Raw genomic sequence first — 18136 nt, 5'->3', positions numbered from 1 at the left:
GAAGTCATGACGTCTTCACCGGCACGCGGTGGCGACCGACGGCGGTGGCTCGCCCTCGCCGTGGTGTCCGTCGCGGTCTCCCTCATCATCGTCGACGCGACCATCGTCAACGTCGCGATCCCCTCGATCGTCGCCGACCTCGGCATCGACTCGACCCAGGTCCAGTGGGTCCAGGAGTCGTACACGCTCGTCTTCGCGTCGCTCCTGCTCGTGTTCGGCGTCGCCGCCGACCGGTGGGGCCGACGTCGCACGATGCTGATCGGGATCGTCACCTTCGCCGCCGCCTCGCTGCTCGCGGCGCTCGCGCCCAGCGGTGCGGCGCTGATCGGCGCCCGACTCCTGCAGGGACTCGGCGGCGCGATGATCCTGCCGACGACGCTGTCGATCATCAACGCGACGTTCCGCGGCCGCGAGCGCGGCATCGCCTTTGCCGTCTGGGGATCGACGATCGGCGGGATGGCGGCCCTCGGCCCGCTGCTCGGCGGTTGGCTCACGGACTCCTTCTCCTGGCGCTGGGCGTTCGGCATCAACCCCCCGATCGCAGTGCTCATGGTCGTCGGTGCGCTCCTGTGGGTCGACGAGTCCCGGTCCGAGGGCGCGCGACGCACCGACCTGGTCTCGGCCGCGCTGTCCGTCGTGACGTTCGGCACGCTGGTCTTCGGCCTCATCGAGGGGCGCTCCCTCGGCTGGTGGACGACTCTCGACGGAGCCGCCGACTGGTGGCCGTTCGCCCTCTCCCCCGTGCCGGTCTCGCTGGCCGTCTCGGTACTCTCGGCCGCGGCGTTCGTGCGTCGTGGACGACGGCGCGAGGCCCGCGGCCTGCCGACCCTGATCCCGTTCGAGCTCTTCACCATCACGTCGTTCCGCAACGGCAACGTGGCGGCGCTCGTGGTCTCGCTCGGCGAGTTCGGCCTCCTGCTCTCGCTGCCGATCTGGCTGCAGAACGTGCTCGGCTACGACGCGCTGCAGACCGGCTGGGTGCTCGTCGCGCTCGCGGGCGGGTCGTTCGTGGCGAGCGGCGCGGCCCAGGCTCTGACGCAGCGGATCGGCGCGGTGGCGACCGTCCGGGTCGGCATCGCGGCAGAGATCGTCGGTGTCGGCGGGCTGGGGTTCGCGATCACGCCCGAGTCCACGTGGACGACCGTGGTGCCGTTCCTCTTCGTGTACGGGTTCGGCGTCGGTCTCGCGACGGCGCAGCTGACCGGTGTCGTCCTGCAGGACGTCCCGGTGGAGGAGTCCGGCGCCGCCTCGGGGACCCAGTCGACGTCGCGACAGATCGGCTCGGCGCTCGGAATCGCGATCCTCGGGACGGTGCTGTTCGCCGGGACGTCCGCGGACCTCGACGCACGCCTCGCCGACCAGGGCGTGCCGGCGGCTCAACGGGACGAGGTGGTCAGCGCCGTCGTCGACAGCTCCGGCGGGGCGATCGCCGGACTCGCGGCCGACCCCGCGACGGCCGACGTCGCCGACGACGCCCGCGAGTCCCTGACGCGGGGCACCCAGTACTCGGCGTGGGCCGCGTCAGGGTTCCTCGTCCTCGGCCTGCTCGCGACCCTCTCGCTGGGGCGTCGCGAGGAGGACGGGGAGACGGACCCTGGCCAGGGCTCCGCGGGGGACCGGACGACGGTCGAGGGCGGAGAGGCGCCGCCGACGTCGCCGCACTAGCGTCGCGGCATGGTGCACTTCACGTTTGCGTCCGCGGTCTTCCGGTGGAAGCCGGACCAGGCCTGGTACTTCGCCACCGTTCCCGAGGACGTGACGGACGCGATCCGCTCGCTCCCGCTGCCGCCGAAGGGGTTCGGGTCCGTCCGGGTCCGCGTCGAGGTCGGAGCCTCCCGCTGGGAGACGTCGCTCTTCCCGGACAGCGCCAGCGGTTGCTACCTCCTGCCCCTGAAGAAGGCCGTCCGGACCGCCGAGGAGCTCGACGAGGGGGCGACGGCGCACGTCACCCTGACGATCCGGGACGTCTGACCGCCCCGGACCGCCACCGTCGTCGTCAGCGCAGGTCGATCATGCCGTCCCTGACGGCGCGGACGAGGTGCGGCGGGACGAGCACCCGCTCCCCGTCAACGCTCACCGGGACGAGCGCGGGGACGTCTGCCCTCCACTGCGCCCGTCGGCTCCGGGTCCGCGACCGGGACTTCTTGCGCTTGGGAACTGCCATGGTGTCGGCCTCCTCAGCCCTGCCGCGCCTTCCAGCGCGGGTTCTGCCTGTTGATGACGTAGGTCTTGCCCCGGCGCCGCACGACCTTCGCGCCGGGCTTGTTCTTCAGAGAGCGCAGGGACGCGCGGACCTTCACCGGGCCGCGCCCGACGTCGCGGGGCCGGTCCCGTACCGGCGGTGGAACTTCTCGACCCGGCCGGCGGTGTCGACGACACGGTTCGCGCCGGTCCAGAAGGGGTGGCTGGCGCTGGACACGTCGACGTCGACGACGGGGTAGGTGCGCCCGTCCTCCCACTCGACCGTGGCGAGCGGACGGTCCGGACCGGACGCCGTTCGCCCGGCGAGCGTCGACCGCGTCAGGAACGCGACGCCGGCGCTCGCGTCGCGGAAGACGACGGGTCCGTACTCGGGGTGGATGCTCTTCTTCATACGGTTCTCCTCAGGTCTACCAACTGGACTTGGTCACGCCGGGCAGCTCGCCGCGGTGGGCCATCTCCAGCAGACGGATGCGCGAGAGGCCGAACGCGCCGACGTACCCGCGCGGGCGACCGTCGACGACGTCGCGGTTGCGGACGCGCGTCCGGCTCGCGTCGCGGGGCTGGCGCTGCAGCTCGACGACGGCGGCGTGCCGCTCCTCCGGCGTGCTCGTCGGGGCGGAGACGACGCGCTTGAGCTCTGCGCGACGCTCGGCGTAGCGAGCGACGAGCTGGCGGCGGCGCTCGTCGGCGGTGATCTTGGAGGTCTTGGCCATCAGCGGGACTCCTTGAAGTCGACGTGCCGGCGTACGACGGGGTCGTACTTGCGCAGCACCATGCGGTCGGGGGTGGTGCGCCGGTTCTTGCGCGTGACGTAGGTGAAGCCCGTCCCGGCGGTGGAGACGAGCCGGATGATCGGGCGGAGCTCGGTCCGGGAGGCCATCAGACCTTCTCCCCTCGGGCACGGATCCGGGCGACGACGACGTCGATCCCGTCCCGGTCGATCGTCTTGATCCCGCGGGTGCTGACCCGCAGCGTCACCGTGCGGCCGAGCGTGGGCACCCAGTACCTCTTCTTCTGGATGTTCGGGTTGAAGCGCCGCTTGGTCCGCACGTGGGAGTGCGAGATCGAGTGGCCGAACCCGGGGGCGGTGCCGAGTACCTGGCAACGGGCGGACATGACCTTCCTTTCCGCCCGCGACGGGCGATGATTGAGAAGCGTTCTCATTTCGGGGTAGAGTGTTACAGAAACGAGAATCATTATCAACCAGGAGGCCCTGTGCACCCCCACCCGTCTGCCGTCGAGCTCAGCGTGCTCGTGACCGTCGATCCCGTGCTCCGCGACACCGCGACCGTCGCGCTGACGCTCGGCTCGCCCGACGTCGCGGTCCTCCGCCACGACCTGGCGGCGGACGGGCACACCATGCGCCGCGTCGTCCTCGACGCCTCCGGGGTCGTCGAGGACGCCACCGCCGAGCTCGAGCACGCGTGTGTCTCGTGCAGCGTGCGCGAGGACGCCGTCCCTGCGCTCGCTCGACTCGCCGCGACCGGCCGGTGGAGTGCCCTCGTCCTCGCACTCCCCGTCAGCGCCGAGCCCCTCCCCGCCTCCCGGGCCCTGGCCACGCACGTCCGCGCCGGAGAGGCGCTCGAGGGACTGCGCCTCACGGCCACGGTGGCCCTCGTCGACCTCGACACGCTCGAGGCGGACCTGCTGGGCGACGACCTGGTCGACGAGCGGGGCGTCGCCCTCACCCCGGACGACGAGCGCCCGCTCGGCGAGGCCCTCGCCGCCCAGCTCGAGCAGGTCGACGTGGTGGTGACGGTCGGCGAGGACGCTACGGGTGCCGGCCTGGTGGACAGGCTCCGGGCACGCGACAGCCGACGGCTGCACGGACTGCACGAGCTCGGGGTCGAGGACCTCTCGGCGTGCCGGCACGACACGGTCGCGGCCGAACGGCGGGCGCACCCGCTCGGCGCCCGCAACCCGCACCGCAGCGGAACTGACCCGAATGATCGAAGCTGGAGCCTGCTGCTCAGCTCCGAGCGACCGTTCCACCCCGGGCGGCTGCTCGAGCACATCGAGCACCTGGGCACGGGCCCCGTCCGCAGCCGCGGGGTGTTCCACGTCCCCGACCGACCCGACTCGCTCTGCCTGTGGGACGGTGCCGGCGGGGCGCTCTGCGTCGCCGACCTCGGGTCCTGGGCCGAGGTCGCGGGAAGCCACAGCCCCGTGACCCGCATCCTCGTCGTCGGGGCCGGTGAACGGGCGGAGTCACGGCACACGCGGGACCGGATTCTCGACGCGTTCGGCGAGGCTCTGACCACCGGCATCGAGATGGCCGACGGCGGCGCTGCCTGGCTGGGCGAGCGCGACCTCCTGGAGCCGTGGCTCGGGTCGCGCAACCTCTGAACCGCCCGCGGCAACACCCGGTCGCGCTGCCGCACCCCTCCTGACGCAGGGAGCGCCTCGCACCCGTATCCTGGCACCTGCACGACGGGACGAACCAGGCAGGAGGGACGCGTGACCGAGCAGGGATTCCTTGCCCCCGACGAGATCGTCGACCTCGACAACTGCGCCCGCGAGCCGATCCACATCCCGGGCCGCGTCCAGCCGCGTGGTGCCCTCCTGGCCCTGCGCACGGACGACGGCGTCGTCACGCAGGCCTCCGAGAGCACCGCCGAGGTACTCGGTGTCGACGTCCGCGACGTCGTCGGCGGCACGCTCGCCAGTGCGATCGGCACGGACGCTGCCACCACGATCCTCGACCACGTCGCCCGCGTCGAGAACCCCCGGCTGCGCAACCCCGTCGACGTCGACATCGTCGTCCGGGGTAGCTCACGGAGGTTCGAGGTGGTCCTGCACCACGCACCGGACACCGAGACCGACGGACGACCACCGGTCCTCGTCGTCGAGGTCGAACCGTTCTCCAGCCCTCCCGAGCTGACCTATCGCTCCACGTTCGAGCCGGTGCGCGACGCGCTCGCCGAGCTCGACCGGGCGACGTCCCTGGCGGAGCTCTACGACGTCGCGGTGCGGCGGGTGCGCGAGCTGACCGGGTTCGACCGAGTGATGCTCTACCACTTCGACGCCGACTACAACGGCGAGGTCGTGGCCGAGGCCAGACGGGACGACCTCAACCCGTTCCTCGGACTGCACTACCCGGCGTCGGACATCCCGCCGCAGGCACGCGCGCTGTACGAGAAGAACTGGATCCGGCTGATCTCGGACATCGACTACGTCCCCTCGGAGATCGTCCCGACGGACGACCCGGTCACGGGCCGGCCGCTCGATCTGACCTACGGCAACCTTCGCAGCGTCTCGCCCATCCACGTCGAGTACCTGCAGAACATGGGTGTCGGCGCCTCGATGTCGATCTCGCTCCTGCGGGACGGTCGGCTCTGGGGCCTGATCGCGTGCCATCACTACTCCGGGACGCACGCACCGCCGTACGCGGCACGTGCCGCCGCGGAGTTCCTGGGATCGACCCTCTCCGCCCGGCTCGTCAGGCAGGCCGAGGACGACCGCGCGTCGGCGGCCCGACGGTCCGCGGGTGTGCTCGCGGACCTCGTCTCGGCCACACGCGACGACGACCTCCCCCTCACCGCGGCCCTCACCGGAGCCCCCGGCCTCCTCGACCTGATCCCCGCCGACGGGGCCTTCGTCATCGCCGAAGGTCGCCTGGCCAGCGTGGGCACCACGCCCGACGACGCGACGTGCACGGCCCTCGGTCGACGCATCGCCGATCTCGGCGTCGAGGTCCTGGTCACGCACCACCTGAAGCAGGACCACCCCGAGCTCGCCGAGCTCGTCCCCGGGTCCGCAGGACTCCTGGCCCTCCTGGTCCCGGGCGACGCGGTCGCGGTCTGGCTGCGCGAGGAGGTCGTGCAGAGCGTGGACTGGGGCGGCGACCCGCGGAACAAGGCCATCGCGCGCAGCGAGGGCGACTCCGTCCGCCTCTCGCCCCGCAAGTCGTTCGCCCGCTGGCGCGAGGTGGTCCGGGACAAGAGCGAGCCGTGGACCGACGACCAGGTCGACGTCGCGACGTCGCTGCGCTCCTACGTGGCCGAGGGCCTGCTGATGCGCGGTCGGCGCGACATCCGGGCCGCGTCGACACTGCAGCAGAGCCTGCTCCCCACGTCGCTGCCCGACGTCGAGGGGTGGTCACTGGAGGCGGTCTACGAACCGTCCGGCGGCGGGCATGCCGGCGGCGACTGGTACGACGCCCTGCCGCTCGGCGACGGCCGCCTGGCCGCCGTCGTCGGAGACGTGACGGGTCACGGCCTGCCCGCGGCGGCCACGATGGGCCAGCTCCGCAACGCCTTGCGCGCGCTGCTCGTCACCGGCAGCTCCGCCGTCCAGGCCGTCTCGCAGGTCGACCACCTGCTGCGCACCACCCTGCCCGGCCAGGTCGCGACCCTCGTGGTCGCCGTCCTCGACCCGTCCACGGGCGAGGTCGAGTACGTCACGGCCGGGCACCCGCCGCCCGTGATGGTCGGCACCGACGGCGCGTTCGTCGGCGAGATCCTCGGCGCTCCGCCGCTCGGTGTCGGCCTCCGGGTCGAGGCGGTCGGCACCGCGCAGGTGCCGACCGGTGGCTCCCTCGTCCTCTTCAGCGACGGACTCGTCGAGCATCGCGACGAGTCGATCGTCGAGGCGCTCGAGCGTCTCCGCAGCGCGGCCGAGCACTCCGTCGACCCCCAACGTCTCGTGGCGACCGTGCGCGACCCCGAGTCCGACGACGACGCCACGGTGCTGGTGCTGCGGCGGCACTGACCGCCCGGCCGCCCCGCCGCTCGCCCGCCGACTGCGGCACCGGCGCGAGCCACCTATCGTGGGCGGACGGCCCCGCGATCAGGAGGACGCATGCGGACGAAGACCCGACGACGGACGTCGGCGCGGATCGGCCTCGCGGCGTTCCTCGTACTCGGCCCGCTCACGGCGTGCACCACGACGACGTCGGACGAGACCGCCACGCCGGACGGGACGGCCACGGGTGCGGCGACCGGCCTGCAGGCTCCGTGGTCCGTCGCGTTCGTCGACGACGTCGCCCTCGTCAGCGAGCGGGACAGCGGGCGCATCCTCGAGGTGACGGAGGGCGGAGCCCGGACCGTCGCGACGGTCGACGGCGTCGTGCACGGCGGCGAGGGAGGCCTGCTCGGGCTGGCGGTGGACGCGGAGCGGAACCTCTACGTCTACTCGACGGCCGCGGACGGCAACCGCATCCAGCGCTACCCCCTGACCGGGGATCCCGGCGCACTGGCCCTGGGTGAACGGACCACGGTCGTCGCCGAGATCCCCGCGGCGTCGAACCACAACGGCGGGCGCCTCGCGGTCGGTCCCGACGGGATGCTCTACGCCACCACGGGCGACGCCGGCGAGCCGGAGCGCGCCCAGGACCCGGCGTCCCTGGCGGGCAAGATCCTGCGCATGACACCCGACGGCGACGCCCCGGAGGACAACCCCGTCCCCGGCTCGTTGGTGTACAGCCTGGGGCACCGCAACGTCCAGGGGCTGGCCTGGTCCGACGACGGCACGATGTTCGCCACGGAGTTCGGCCAGAACACGTGGGACGAGCTCAACGTCGTCACGGCGGGTGCGAACTACGGCTGGCCCGACGTCGAGGGCATCGCCGACGTCGACGGCTTCGTCGACCCGGTCCAGCAGTGGGAGCCCGGGGAGGCCAGCCCGTCCGGGATGGCGCACCTCGACGGGACCCTCTACGTCGCGAACCTCGGCGGCGAGGTGCTCCGTGCCGTCCCGGTGGACGACCCCGCGACCTCGAGCGTGGTCGTCGACGACGAGGGTCGGCTCCGCGACGCCGTCGTGACGCCCACCGGCGAGCTCTGGGCGCTGACGAACAACACGGACGGACGCGGGACCCCACGACCGGAGGACGACCAGATCATCGAGGTCGACGTCGACGGGTCGTAGGCCCACGTGCTCCGACGGGTGAGGGAGCTAGGCGGAAAGACTCGGCATCTTGGAGGACACGCTGAACTGTGCCCAGACGTGCTTGCCGGTGTCCGTCGCGTACCAGCCGAGCTGGTCGGCGAGCCGCGCGGCGAGCCGGAGACCGAACCCGCCACCACCGACGGGTCGCCCGTCGACGAACTGCGGCGCGACGTCGGGCGCACGGTCGACGACGTCGACGAGCACCTCACCGCTCCGCTCGGACAGATGGACGGAGACCGGGCCCCCGCCGTGCCGCAGCGCGTTGGTCGCGAGCTCGCTGACCACGAGCACCACGGACTCCGGTACCTCTTCCAGACTGGCTCCGGGACTCTGCGGCAGCGTCGACGCCAGATCCTGGCGGACGACGGCAAGGTCGTCGACGCTCAGGAGCGGCCACGAGCGCAACTCGCGGAAGCCCGCAGGAGTCGGGCCGAGTGTCATCGTCTGATCCACGCCTACCCCTCCTCAGTCGTTCAGGATGAACAGCGTATCGACTCCGCTCAGTCGCAGCAGGTCGACGACTCGCGCGGGTGCTCCGACGAGCACCGGCGGCGTCGGCTTGTGCTCCGCAGCGGTGTACAGCAGCCGCAGGCCGCCGGAGTCGATGAAGGTCACGCCGCTCAGGTCCACGGTCAGTGGCTCGTCGGCGGTCTCGAGGAGGTGGTCGGTCAGCACGTGGGCGACCTCGCTCTGCACGGCGGCGTCCACCTCGCCCCACATCTCCCAGTGGGCGCGGGTCGGGTCGACCCGGACGCCGCCAAAAGTCTTGTTGTCGTTCATCGTCACCTTTTTTGCACGATTCTGAGGCTGCGCTGTCTTCACAGCCGCACCAATAGTGCCTGATCCCGGGGGCCGGTGGTGAATCCGCTGGCCGGAGCCCCGCCCGACGAGCCATGGGCCGAACCATGGGACGACGGCCCCGCACACCGAGCGTGCGGGGCCGTCGGGCGGTCGGGCCGTCAGTAGGTGAACGACGTCAGGAAGTCGAAGCTGTCCTGCGCGAACTCGGCATCGGCGGGAGCTCCGTCCCGCTCGACGACGTACAGCTTCACCTTGCCGTGCGCGGCCTCCAGGATCGGGGCCCAGTCCATGTCCCCCTCACCGACGTCGCCCGGGATCCCGCGCGCATCGCCGTTGAGGTCGCCGTCCTTGATGTGCAGGAGCTCGACGCGGTCGCCGTGCTCCTCCAGCAGGGCCGCCACGTCGACGCCGGCGTCGGCGGCCCAGAAGGTGTCGAGCTCGAAGGTCACCCAGCGGGGGTCGGTGTTCTCGACGAGGATCTCCCAGGCGCTCTTCATCTCGCCCGTCACCGGGTCGGCGTACTGCGTGGTGAACTCCGACTGGTGGTTGTGCCCGAAGAACTTGCCGGTGCCGTTCTTTTTCGACCGCTCCCCGAGCCGGTTCATCGTCTCCGCGGTGGCGAGGACGTTCTCGTAGCCGCCACCGATGCCCGGAGCCGCGAACCCTCCGGACCCGACGTACTTCTGCCCGAGGTCCTTGGCGTCGTCGAGCGTCGCCTCGAAGGTCGCCTCCGACGTCCCGCCGTGGGACGACGGAGCCTTGAGGCCGTACCCCTTCAGCACGTCCCGGAACTCGGCCGCGGAGTAGTCCTCGTACGACCCGAACCCGCCCGGGGCCCCGAACGGCTCGACGTTGCGGTACCCGATCTCGTCGAGCTCGGCGAGCACGCCGTCGATGCCGACCTGCCCCTGCCAGCTCAGGTAGCTGTAGAGCTGGATCGAGATCTTGCTGGCCGGCACGCTCCGCCCCTCGTCGGACTTCCCGGGCGGGGCAGCGGCTGCACCGGCCCCTGCGAGCACGGTGCCGGCCAGGACGGCCGCGGCGGCGGTCGCGCCGAGGGTGCGACGGAACTTCGTGTTGCTCTGCATCATTCCTCCACGTCGTTGTGCGGTGTGGTGCGGGTGCCCCCCTGCGGGGGTCCCTTCCTGGTGGAGCGCACCAGGAGTCTGTGGGCTCGTCACTCCGACGCCAGTCGGACGAGCAGGTCCCGGACGTCCGGGAGCGCGGAGCAGTGCGCGTGCGCCGATCGTGACTGCGGTGCCGACGGCCCCACGGGCGCCGGTCAACCAAACGCCGGCGCGGGACGTCGGCCTGTTGACGCTGTCGTCATTGACCATGGCTGCACGCTACGCCACTTTTACTTTCTGTCAATCAAATGTATGCACCCTTTTGCTGCATTGCGCTTATCTTTTGCTCCTCGACATTCGCTACCGCAGCCTGGCGACGATGCTGAATCACGCATCACCGTGACGCTGATCCAGCCCGCGGAACGTTCCGCATCTGCGGTCGGCGAGGTCCAGGCCCTTTTCGTCGGCAGCGCCGCACCCGAACAGCCCGCGGAGATGTCAGGCTAGGCAGGTTCGGCGGGCCGATCCCCGTGGCCCGACCCCGGTCTCCACCCGAGACCGCACGACAGAGACGAGAGATCCTTGCGAGCAACAGTCATGTACGGCGCCGGCGACGTCCGCGTCGAGGAACGACCCGATGCCACCGTCCAGGAGCCGACCGACGCCGTCGTGCGCGTGACCCTGGCCTGCGTCTGCGGCTCGGACCTGCACCCGTACCGGTCGAAGCCCGCCTCGCAGAAGGGCAGCCCGATGGGCCACGAGGCGATCGGCGTCGTCGAGCAGATCGGCTCGGCGGTGACCGGCGTGGACGTCGGCGACCACGTCGTCGTCCCGTTCGGGTTCTCGGACAACACCTGCGACATCTGCGCGGACGGGTTCCACACCGCCTGCCCCCACGGCGGCTTCATCTCCGGTGCGCAGGCCGAGCTGCTGCGCGTCCCGCAGGCCTCGGGCACGCTCGTGCCGTTCCCGGCCGACGCGGACCCGGCTCTCCTGCCCGCTCTGCTGACGCTCTCGGACGTGTACCTCACCGGGTACCACGCAGCGGTCGTCGGCCAGGTCGGCCCCGGCAAGACCGTCACCGTGATCGGCGACGGCGCGGTCGGCCTCTCCGCCGTGCTGGCGGCGAAGCAGATGGGTGCCGAGCGGATCATCCTCATGGGCCGTCACGAGGTCCGCACCGACCTGGGCCGGCGTTTCGGCGCCTCCGACGTCGTCGCGGAGCGCGGCGAGGCCGGGGTGGCCCGGGTCCGCGAGCTGACGGGTGGCGCGGGGACGCACGTCGTCCTCGAGGCCGTCGGCCACATGCCTGCGTACGAGCAGGCGTACGGCGTGGTCCGCTCGGGCGGCGTCATCTCACGCGTCGGCGTCCCGCAGTACACCGACGCACCCGTCGGCTCCGCGTCCCTCTGGGGCCGGAACATCACCCTCAACGGTGGTCCGGCGCCGGTGCGCGCCTACCTGGAGGAGGCGATCCGGCTCGTGCTCGACGGGACGATCGACCCGGGCGTCGTCTTCGACGCCGAGGTCTCGCTCGACGACGCGGCCGAGGGCTACCGCCTCATGGACTCGCGCGAGGCGCTCAAGGTGCTCGTGCGGCCGTGACGCACGCCTGCCGGGCCGGGAGTCCCGGCCCGGCAGGCGCGTCGTCGAGCATCTGGTCAGCCGTCGACGACGTTCTTGGCCACGGCGACGACGCGCCCGACGTTCACGGTCCACCCGACGCCGAACACGTGCGGGCTGAGGATGTGGGCGTTGTCCGGGTCCCAGACCCGGCTCTTGACCCGCTCGACGGTCGGCATCCGGAACTCGTACGGCACGAACCCGGCGACCGTCCCGTGCCAGGTGCGGTCCTGCGGGTCCTTCTGCAGCTCCTTGGTGACGGCTGCGACGACCAGTGCGAACGCGACGGTCTTGTACAGGCGGGCGACGCCGCTCTTCTTGCGGGTCTTCTCAGCACTCATCAGGTCCTCCAGGGTCGGGTGCCGACCATCCTGCCGTGCGTGCGGGGGCAGGTCCACACAGGCCGCCGGGAACGGTGGGATCAGAGCTCGGTGCCGCTCCGTCGCGAGCGCGCGACGCCGGCCGCGAAGAGCACGAGGCCGATGACGATCCACCCGCACAGGACCAGGATCGGCCCCAGGCTCGCGGCGCCGTCGAAGTAGGCGACGTTCCGCAGCAGCGTGTCCATGGCACCCGGTGGCAGGAGCTGGCCGACCGCACCCCAGGGCTCGGGGAGGTACTCAGGAGCGGTCATGATCCCGGAGAGCGGGTTGCCGAGCAGCACGACGATCACGGCACCGACGGCGATCCCCGGGGCTCCGAGCAGTCGCTCCAGGCCGAGCACGAGCATGCTCGTGGCGCCGATCCCGAGGCTGGCCGCGAGCGCCGTGAGCGCGTACGGACCGTCGAAGGTCCCGAAGCCGTACTGGAGCACGGCGGTCAGCGCGAATCCACCGACGAGGGCAAAGCCAGCCGCACCCGCGATGCGACGGGTGGGCCCGTGCAGGAGCGCGATGCAGGCAGCGGCCGCGAGGAGCCCGCCGATCGCGAGCGGGAGCGAGCCGGCCGTCAGGCCGACGCCCCGCGGGTCGTCCTCCGGCAGCGGGACGACGTCCTCGACCGTGACCTGCACACCGGCGGAGGCACCCAGCTGCTGGCTCGCCTGCGTCAGCATCGAGGCCACGCTGTAGCTCGCCGCGGAGGCGGTCTGGACGGTGACTCCGTCCTGCCCGAGCACGAACGCCCCGTACACCTCTCGATCCAGGATCATCTGCTCGGCGGCGTCGGCGTCGGCGGCCGTGACGAGGTCGAGCGCACCCGGGGCGGCCTGGTCGATCGAGTCCTCGATCGTCGCGACCTGCTGGTCGGGACCCACGATCGCGACGGGGACGTCCTGCGGCGAGGACTTCACCGAGGGGAGGGCGAACGCCGTGAGCATCACGAGGAGGACGGCGCAGAGCCCGCCCACCACGAGGGCGACGCGGGACCAGCGGGACGGCGCGGGGCGGCCAGCCGGGTCGGGGACGGGGGTGGCGGTGGTTTCAGCCGTTGACATCGAGCCTCCATGAAGAATTATAGATACGCCCCGTATCTTACACGCCCGGTACGGTACACAAGGAGTACGAGGCAGAGGAGACCAGGTGGTCGAGCAGAAGCGCCGACGGGACGAGGTCCTGACGGCGGCCATCCGCGAGGCGACGCGCGCCGAGCTCGACGACCACGGGTACGCCGGAGTCACGTTCGAGGGGGTCGCGCGCCGGGCGCGGACCAGCAAGCCCGTCCTCTACCGCCGCTACCGCTCCCGGGCACACCTCGTCTCCGACGCCCTCGGCTCAGCCCTGCGGTCGTCGTTCACGACCGAGACGTCGGGCGACCTGCGGGCCGACCTCCGCCGGACGCTCGGCCCGCTGCTGACACAGGTCAGTGCGGTCGGGTCCGCGACGCTGCGCGCGCTGCTCGGCGAGGCCGACCAGGAGCTGCTCTCCGAGGTCGCCGAGCTGAACGGGGAGGTGGCGCGCTCCTCGATCCGGTCGGCGCTCGCGGCGGCGGCGGAACGCGGCGAGATCGGCCCCACCCCGGTCCCGGACACCGCGCTGCTCACGCCGGTCGCCCTCCTGAGGTTCGCCATCATCAAGGGCGGGCCGATCCCCGACAGCTACCTGGACGACGTGCTCGACGACGTCCTCCTGCCGCTCTTCACGACCCTGGCCGCCCGCGCGAACCCCGTGACCTCGGACGACGCGGCCGACCCCTCGGTGCCGTGACCCACCCGACCGTGTAGGGGTCCTGTGAAGACCGGCGCCCCGGGGCGAGTCCGGCCCCGCGGCGACGGACAATGGTCCGGTGCGCGACACCGAGACCCCTATCTTCGACGCCCTCGCCCACGAGTTCGAGGCACAGCGTCCCCTGCTCCACGTCGCCCGTGCACTCGGGGGCGACGCGCTCGGCGACCCCTTGTCCACGACGCAGGTCAGCGCCGTGAGCTACTCGACGGCGGTCGAGCGAGCGCACCTGCCACGCCGGAGCCGACGCAGCCAGCGACCCGGGCACGGTGCCGGCGACCGCTACGCCGGCTGACGCCGCGCTCAGCCCCCCCGCGGCCACGGCGACCCCGCGGTTCAGCGACCGCCGAACGACTGCAGCAGGAGCGCCTTCTCCTCCTCGGTGAGGTTGGCGTCCACGAGGGTCGCCCCGACCCCGTGCAGCCGCTCGGCGAACCGGTCGACGTCGCCCTGCTCGGTCACGAGGAACAGCGCGGACGTGCCGGGCTTCACTCCCTCACGGATCCGCTCGATGTCCTCGGAGCGCAGCCCGATGCCGCTGAAGAGCCTGCTCAGCCCTCCCACCGCTGCGCCTGCCGCGGCTCCGACGAGCGGGACGAAGAACAGGCCGCCGAGAAGGAGGCCCCAGAAGGCACCCCACCCGGTGCCGCGCTTCGCGTCGTCGTGCCGGACGTCCGTCTCCGGCTTGTCGGCGCCCTCGGGCCAGCGCACGACGGCGTGGTCGATGACGGTCACCAGCTTCTCGCTCGCGGCGTCGCGGACGATGGCGTTGGCGTCGTCCGCGCCGTCGACCGTCTCGAACGTCCAGGCAGTGAATCGGGCCACGATCTCCTCCTTCTGGCGGGCGCTCGGCCGCCCGCTCCCGAGCAGCACTGTGCCCCGGACCGCGCGGGGGCGCGACCCGGGGCACGGCCAGGGTCGGGTTCAGCAGCAGCTCGAGGACGCCGCTCCTGCGGGGACCGGGACGTCCTTGTCGTCGTCGACCGGGCCGTCGGCGGAGCAGACCCCGGTCGACGGCAGGTTGAGCTCGACGGCGTCGGCCGCCTGCCGGTCCCCGGCGAGCGCGGCGACGACGGACCGCACCTGCTCGTACCCGGTGGCGAGCAGGAAGGTCGGCGCACGGCCGTACGACTTGGAGCCGACGACGTAGAAGCCCTCGTCGGGGTGGCGCAGGAGCGCCTCCCCGTGCGGCCGGACGGTGCCGCACGAGTGCTCGTTCGGGTCGATGAGCGTCGCCAGGCCACGTGGCGCCTCGACCACGGGGTCCAGGTCGAGGCGGACCTCCCGGAGCATGGCGAGGTCGGGCCGGAACCCGGTCGCGTTCACGATCGCGTCAACCTCGACGGAGGTCTCCTCGTCGCGGCGGCGCCCGCGCACGAGCACCCCGTCACCTGCGGGGACGAGCTCGTCGATCGTCACGTGGGTGGCCAGGGTGATCGCGCCGGACTCGACCGCGGCGCGCAGCCGCTCCCCGAGGTGGCCGCGGGCCGGCAGCTCGTCCGCACCGCCACCACCGTAGAGGCGTCGGGCGGACCCGCCACGGATCGCCCAGGTGATCTCGGTGTCGGGCTCGGACTCCGCGAGCTCGACGAGACTGAGCAGGGTGTTCGCCGCCGAGTGCCCGCGTCCGACGACGAGGGTGCGCCGTCCGGCGAAGCGCTCACGGTCGCGCCCGAGGACGTCGGGCAGCGGTCCGGTGACGAACGCGGAGGCCTCCTGCTCGCCGACGGCGGGGATCCCGCTCGCGCCCAACGGGTTGGACTGCCCCCAGGTGCCGGTCGCGTCGACGACGGCGCGGGCGAGCAGGTCGCGCTCGCCGTCGGCGTCGCGGACACGCAGACGGAAGGGCCGGCGCTCGCGCCCGAGGGAACGGGACCGGTCGGCGCCGTCGCGGGTCACGGCGAGGACGCGGACGCCCGTGCGGACGTGCGGGGCGATCGCCGGGGTCTGCGCCAGGGGCCGCAGATACCGATCCACGAGCTCGGCGCCGGTCGGCAGCACGTCGGCCTCGGGCTCGACCCACCCCGTCGGGGCGAGGAGCCGACGGGCGGCGGCGTCGACGTCGTACTGCCAGGGCGAGAAGAGCCGGACGTGACCCCAGGCGGCGACCGCCGCGCCGACGTCGGGCCCGCTCTCGAGGACGAGGGGTTCGATCCCTCGCTCGACGAGGTGGGCGGCCGCGGCGAGACCGACCGGGCCACCACCGATCACGACGACGGGAAGGTCCTGGGGCGTGCTCATCTGAGCTCCTCGTATTGAAAACCGTCAATCTGACATGGCCAACGTATCCATAGATGTCGATGCGTGGCAAGATGAAGGGATGACCGCTGCTCCGCCCCGCACGCCCCGCGTGTGCCGCGGCGTCGTGGGGGCCGTCGACCCGGCGGCCGCCCAGGACCTCGCCCAGGGCTTCAAGGCGCTCGCCGACCCCGCGCGCGTCCAGCTCCTCGCCCTGGTCGCCACGGCCGACGAGGGCGAGATCTGCGCGTGCGACCTCACCGGCCCGCTCGGGCTCGCCCAACCGACCGTGAGCCACCACCTCAAGATCCTGGTCGGCGCCGGGCTCCTGGAGCGCGAGCAGCGCGGACGCTGGGCGTACTACTCGCTCGCCCCCGCGGGCCTCGAACGGCTCTCCGCCGCCCTGAGAGGTACCGTCGAGGCGACCTGAGGAGTCGCATGACGCCACCGCACGACCCGGAAGCCACCGCCCGGCCCGACCACCGCTGGCGCGCCCTGCTGGTCCTCGCGACCGCCTTGTCGATGATCGTGATCGACGGGACCATCGTCAGCGTCGCGCTGCCGGTCATCATCGACGACCTCGGGCTCGACCTGATCGACGCGCAGTGGGTCAACGCCTCCTACGCCGTCGTGTTCGCGGCACTCCTGCTGACCACCGGACGGCTCGGCGACCGCCTCGGCCGCCGCAAGATGCTCGTGATCGGCGTGCTGCTCTTCACGGTCGGCTCGCTCCTGGCCGCCGTCGCGGGCGGAGCAGAGGCGCTGATCGGCGCCCGCGTCGTCCAGGGTCTCGGCGGTGCGCTCGTCCTGCCCGCCACCCTCTCGACCGTCAACGCGACGTTCCGCGGCAAGGACCGCGTCACCGCGTTCGCCATCTGGGGCGCCGTCATCTCCGGCATGGCCGCCGTCGGGCCGCTCCTCGGCGGGTGGCTCACGACGTCGTTCACCTGGCCGTGGATCTTCCTGGTCAACCTCCCGATCGGCGCGCTCGTGCTCGTCGGGACCTTCCTGTGGGTCCCCGAGACCCGTGCTCACATCTCCGAGCCGGGGCTCGACGTCGTCGGCCTCCTGCTCTCCGCAGGTGGCTTCGGCGCTCTCGTCTTCGGGCTGATCGAGGGCCAGACCCTCGGCTGGTGGACGCCGGACACCGCGCTGAGCATCTTCGGCCTGACCTGGTCCGCCGACGCACCGGTCTCGGTCGTCCCGGTGGTTCTCGCGCTGGCCGTGATCATGCTGGTGGGCTTCGTGGCCTGGGAGCGGCACCGTGCCCGCGTCGGGCGGTCCGCGCTCCTGGACCTCTCCCTGTTCTCGATCCCGACGTTCCGGTGGGGCAACCTGACCGCGATGACGGTTGCCGTCGGCGAGTTCGGCATCATCTTCGTCCTCCCGCTCTTCCTCGTGAACGTGCTGGGCCTGTCCACGATGGGGGCAGGACTCGTGCTCGCCGCGATGGCGCTCGGCGCCTTCTTCTCCGGCGCCATGGCGCGGCACCTGGCCGCGGCGGTCGGCGCGCCGATGGTCGTCGTGATCGGGCTGCTGCTCGAGGTCGTCGGCGTGATCGCCGTGGCCTTCACGGTCACGCCCACGACGTCCGCGTGGCTGCTGGCCGCGCTCCTCGCCGTCTACGGCCTCGGCCTGGGCCTGGCGTCCGCGCAGCTCACCGGGACCACCCTCTCGGAGGTCCCGGCCGAGCTCTCCGGCCAGGGGTCGGCCACCCAGTCCACGGCACGCCAGGTCGGGTCCGCGCTGGGGACGGCGTTCGTCGGGGCCGCCCTCGCCGTCGGGCTCGCGACGGCGGTCCCGGCCGCGATCGACGAGGTCGCCGACGTCCCCGCCGGCGTCAGCGAGCAGCTCACGACGGCGACGACGGACTCCGCGGGCAGCGTCATCAGCGAGCTGCGCTCCGAGGGGACCGACAGCCCTGCCGGGGACGCCACTCCCCAGGTGGTCGACGCGCTCTCCGAGGGCTTCGCCGACGCGACCCGGGCGTCCTTGCTGGTGGCCGCCGCGTTCCTGTTCCTGGGCCTCGCGGGCTCGGGGCTCGTGGTCCGCGCGTCCCGGCGAGAAGTCGTTACCAAACCGTGATGTAAAGTCGCGTGCGAATCGTGCTGCCCGAACGTCCTAGTTCATAGAGGCCGCAGCAGCTCGGTCCTG

At 72.2% G+C, this 18136-nt stretch carries 23 protein-coding genes; 10 read left to right on the top strand and 13 right to left on the bottom strand.

The features are described from left to right. Positions 1 to 6 precede the first annotated feature (6 nt). Both Q343_RS0100840 and Q343_RS0100835 read left to right on the top strand, forming a co-directional pair. Entirely contained in the window at positions 7 to 1665 is a 1659-nt protein-coding gene (locus tag Q343_RS0100840) for an MFS transporter (protein ID WP_052366727.1), read from the top strand. 9 nt (positions 1666 to 1674) lie between these two features. Beyond that, positions 1675 to 1971, top strand: a complete 297-nt coding sequence (locus Q343_RS0100835) for a DUF1905 domain-containing protein (protein WP_029251696.1) — start codon at positions 1675 to 1677, stop codon at positions 1969 to 1971. Between the two features lie 25 nt (positions 1972 to 1996). On the opposite strand, the gene rpmF is transcribed toward Q343_RS0100835, so the two are convergent. The 6 genes from rpmF to rpmB are packed head-to-tail and all read right to left on the bottom strand — an operon-like array spanning position 1997 to position 3318. After that, positions 1997 to 2164 carry a 50S ribosomal protein L32 gene (gene rpmF / locus Q343_RS14735; protein ID WP_081829528.1) on the bottom strand — a complete coding sequence of 56 codons (168 nt, stop codon included), beginning with the start codon at positions 2162 to 2164 and terminating at the stop codon, positions 1997 to 1999. Positions 2165 to 2177: 13 nt separating this feature from the next. Next, positions 2178 to 2300 carry a type B 50S ribosomal protein L36 gene (gene ykgO, locus Q343_RS0100825; protein ID WP_029251695.1) on the bottom strand — a complete coding sequence of 41 codons (123 nt, stop codon included), beginning with the start codon at positions 2298 to 2300 and terminating at the stop codon, positions 2178 to 2180. After that, positions 2297 to 2593: a type B 50S ribosomal protein L31 gene (locus Q343_RS0100820; RefSeq protein WP_029251694.1), complete on the bottom strand. Its 297-nt coding sequence runs from the start codon at positions 2591 to 2593 to the stop codon at positions 2297 to 2299. The genes ykgO and Q343_RS0100820 overlap by 4 nt, the downstream gene beginning before the upstream one ends. A 16-nt stretch (positions 2594 to 2609) precedes the next feature. Beyond that, positions 2610 to 2915: a 30S ribosomal protein S14 gene (gene rpsN / locus Q343_RS0100815; RefSeq protein WP_029251693.1), complete on the bottom strand. Its 306-nt coding sequence runs from the start codon at positions 2913 to 2915 to the stop codon at positions 2610 to 2612. After that, positions 2915 to 3082, bottom strand: a complete 168-nt coding sequence (gene rpmG, locus Q343_RS0100810; protein ID WP_029251692.1) for a 50S ribosomal protein L33 — start codon at positions 3080 to 3082, stop codon at positions 2915 to 2917. Before rpmG ends, rpsN begins: the two co-directional genes overlap by 1 nt. Beyond that, positions 3082 to 3318, bottom strand: a complete 237-nt coding sequence (gene rpmB, locus Q343_RS0100805; protein WP_029251691.1) for a 50S ribosomal protein L28 — start codon at positions 3316 to 3318, stop codon at positions 3082 to 3084. The genes rpmG and rpmB overlap by 1 nt, the downstream gene beginning before the upstream one ends. Positions 3319 to 3417: 99 nt before the next feature. Here rpmB and Q343_RS0100800 point away from each other — a divergent pair, with 99 nt between their 5' ends. From Q343_RS0100800 to Q343_RS0100790, 3 genes are all read left to right on the top strand, one after another. Further along, positions 3418 to 4548 (top strand): GTP-binding protein, encoded by a 1131-nt coding sequence (locus Q343_RS0100800; RefSeq protein WP_029251690.1) that lies wholly within the window; start codon positions 3418 to 3420, stop codon positions 4546 to 4548. A 111-nt stretch (positions 4549 to 4659) separates the two neighbouring features. Then, a complete protein-coding gene (locus Q343_RS0100795; protein WP_029251689.1) occupies positions 4660 to 6912 on the top strand; it encodes a SpoIIE family protein phosphatase in 2253 nt (750 codons plus the stop codon). A gap of 90 nt (positions 6913 to 7002) precedes the next feature. After that, positions 7003 to 8070: a PQQ-dependent sugar dehydrogenase gene (locus Q343_RS0100790; protein WP_029251688.1), complete on the top strand. Its 1068-nt coding sequence runs from the start codon at positions 7003 to 7005 to the stop codon at positions 8068 to 8070. Between the two features lie 27 nt (positions 8071 to 8097). Here the strand turns inward: Q343_RS0100790 and Q343_RS0100785 are convergent, their stop codons facing one another. From Q343_RS0100785 to Q343_RS0100775, 3 genes are all read right to left on the bottom strand, one after another. Beyond that, positions 8098 to 8532, bottom strand: a complete 435-nt coding sequence (locus tag Q343_RS0100785; RefSeq protein ID WP_029251687.1) for an ATP-binding protein — start codon at positions 8530 to 8532, stop codon at positions 8098 to 8100. Positions 8533 to 8556: 24 nt separating this feature from the next. Then, positions 8557 to 8871 (bottom strand): STAS domain-containing protein, encoded by a 315-nt coding sequence (locus tag Q343_RS0100780; RefSeq protein ID WP_029251686.1) that lies wholly within the window; start codon positions 8869 to 8871, stop codon positions 8557 to 8559. A gap of 179 nt (positions 8872 to 9050) precedes the next feature. After that, on the bottom strand, positions 9051 to 9980 hold the full coding sequence (locus Q343_RS0100775) for a sugar phosphate isomerase/epimerase family protein (RefSeq protein ID WP_162175450.1): 930 nt from the start codon (positions 9978 to 9980) through the stop codon (positions 9051 to 9053). A 561-nt stretch (positions 9981 to 10541) separates the two neighbouring features. Here Q343_RS0100775 and Q343_RS0100770 point away from each other — a divergent pair. After that, the gene (locus Q343_RS0100770; RefSeq protein ID WP_029251684.1) at positions 10542 to 11564 is read left to right on the top strand and encodes a zinc-binding dehydrogenase; all 1023 of its coding nucleotides are present in this window, start codon (positions 10542 to 10544) and stop codon (positions 11562 to 11564) included. 56 nt (positions 11565 to 11620) lie between these two features. Here Q343_RS0100770 and Q343_RS0100765 read toward each other — a convergent pair whose 3' ends face one another. After that, positions 11621 to 11923 carry a DUF5808 domain-containing protein gene (locus tag Q343_RS0100765; RefSeq protein ID WP_029251683.1) on the bottom strand — a complete coding sequence of 101 codons (303 nt, stop codon included), beginning with the start codon at positions 11921 to 11923 and terminating at the stop codon, positions 11621 to 11623. Positions 11924 to 12003: 80 nt separating this feature from the next. Further along, the gene (locus tag Q343_RS0100760) at positions 12004 to 13017 is read right to left on the bottom strand and encodes an ABC transporter permease (protein WP_211248955.1); all 1014 of its coding nucleotides are present in this window, start codon (positions 13015 to 13017) and stop codon (positions 12004 to 12006) included. Positions 13018 to 13102: 85 nt separating this feature from the next. Here Q343_RS0100760 and Q343_RS15375 point away from each other — a divergent pair, with 85 nt between their 5' ends. Further along, the gene (locus Q343_RS15375; RefSeq protein WP_052366725.1) at positions 13103 to 13726 is read left to right on the top strand and encodes a TetR/AcrR family transcriptional regulator; all 624 of its coding nucleotides are present in this window, start codon (positions 13103 to 13105) and stop codon (positions 13724 to 13726) included. A 79-nt stretch (positions 13727 to 13805) separates the two neighbouring features. After that, complete coding sequence (locus Q343_RS0100750) at positions 13806 to 14039, top strand: hypothetical protein (protein WP_029251680.1); 234 nt, start codon at positions 13806 to 13808, stop codon at positions 14037 to 14039. 41 nt (positions 14040 to 14080) lie between these two features. Here the strand turns inward: Q343_RS0100750 and Q343_RS0100745 are convergent, their stop codons facing one another. Together Q343_RS0100745 and Q343_RS0100740 are read right to left on the bottom strand one after the other, a co-directional pair. Beyond that, complete coding sequence (locus tag Q343_RS0100745; protein WP_029251679.1) at positions 14081 to 14569, bottom strand: DUF1269 domain-containing protein; 489 nt, start codon at positions 14567 to 14569, stop codon at positions 14081 to 14083. A 99-nt stretch (positions 14570 to 14668) separates the two neighbouring features. Next, positions 14669 to 15985 (bottom strand): FAD-dependent oxidoreductase, encoded by a 1317-nt coding sequence (locus Q343_RS0100740; protein ID WP_081829525.1) that lies wholly within the window; start codon positions 15983 to 15985, stop codon positions 14669 to 14671. A gap of 79 nt (positions 15986 to 16064) precedes the next feature. On the opposite strand from Q343_RS0100740, the gene Q343_RS0100735 reads away from it, so the two are divergent. Next, positions 16065 to 16412 (top strand): ArsR/SmtB family transcription factor, encoded by a 348-nt coding sequence (locus tag Q343_RS0100735; RefSeq protein ID WP_052366724.1) that lies wholly within the window; start codon positions 16065 to 16067, stop codon positions 16410 to 16412. A gap of 8 nt (positions 16413 to 16420) precedes the next feature. Continuing rightward, on the top strand, positions 16421 to 18067 hold the full coding sequence (locus tag Q343_RS0100730) for a DHA2 family efflux MFS transporter permease subunit (protein WP_029251676.1): 1647 nt from the start codon (positions 16421 to 16423) through the stop codon (positions 18065 to 18067). The last annotated feature ends 69 nt before the right edge of the window (positions 18068 to 18136 follow it).

Source organism: Paraoerskovia marina DSM 21750 (genome assembly GCF_000701465.1).
Lineage (GTDB): Bacteria > Actinomycetota > Actinomycetes > Actinomycetales > Cellulomonadaceae > Paraoerskovia > Paraoerskovia marina.
Note: the sequence above shows the minus strand (reverse complement) of the source record. Positions and strands in the feature narration are given on the sequence as shown.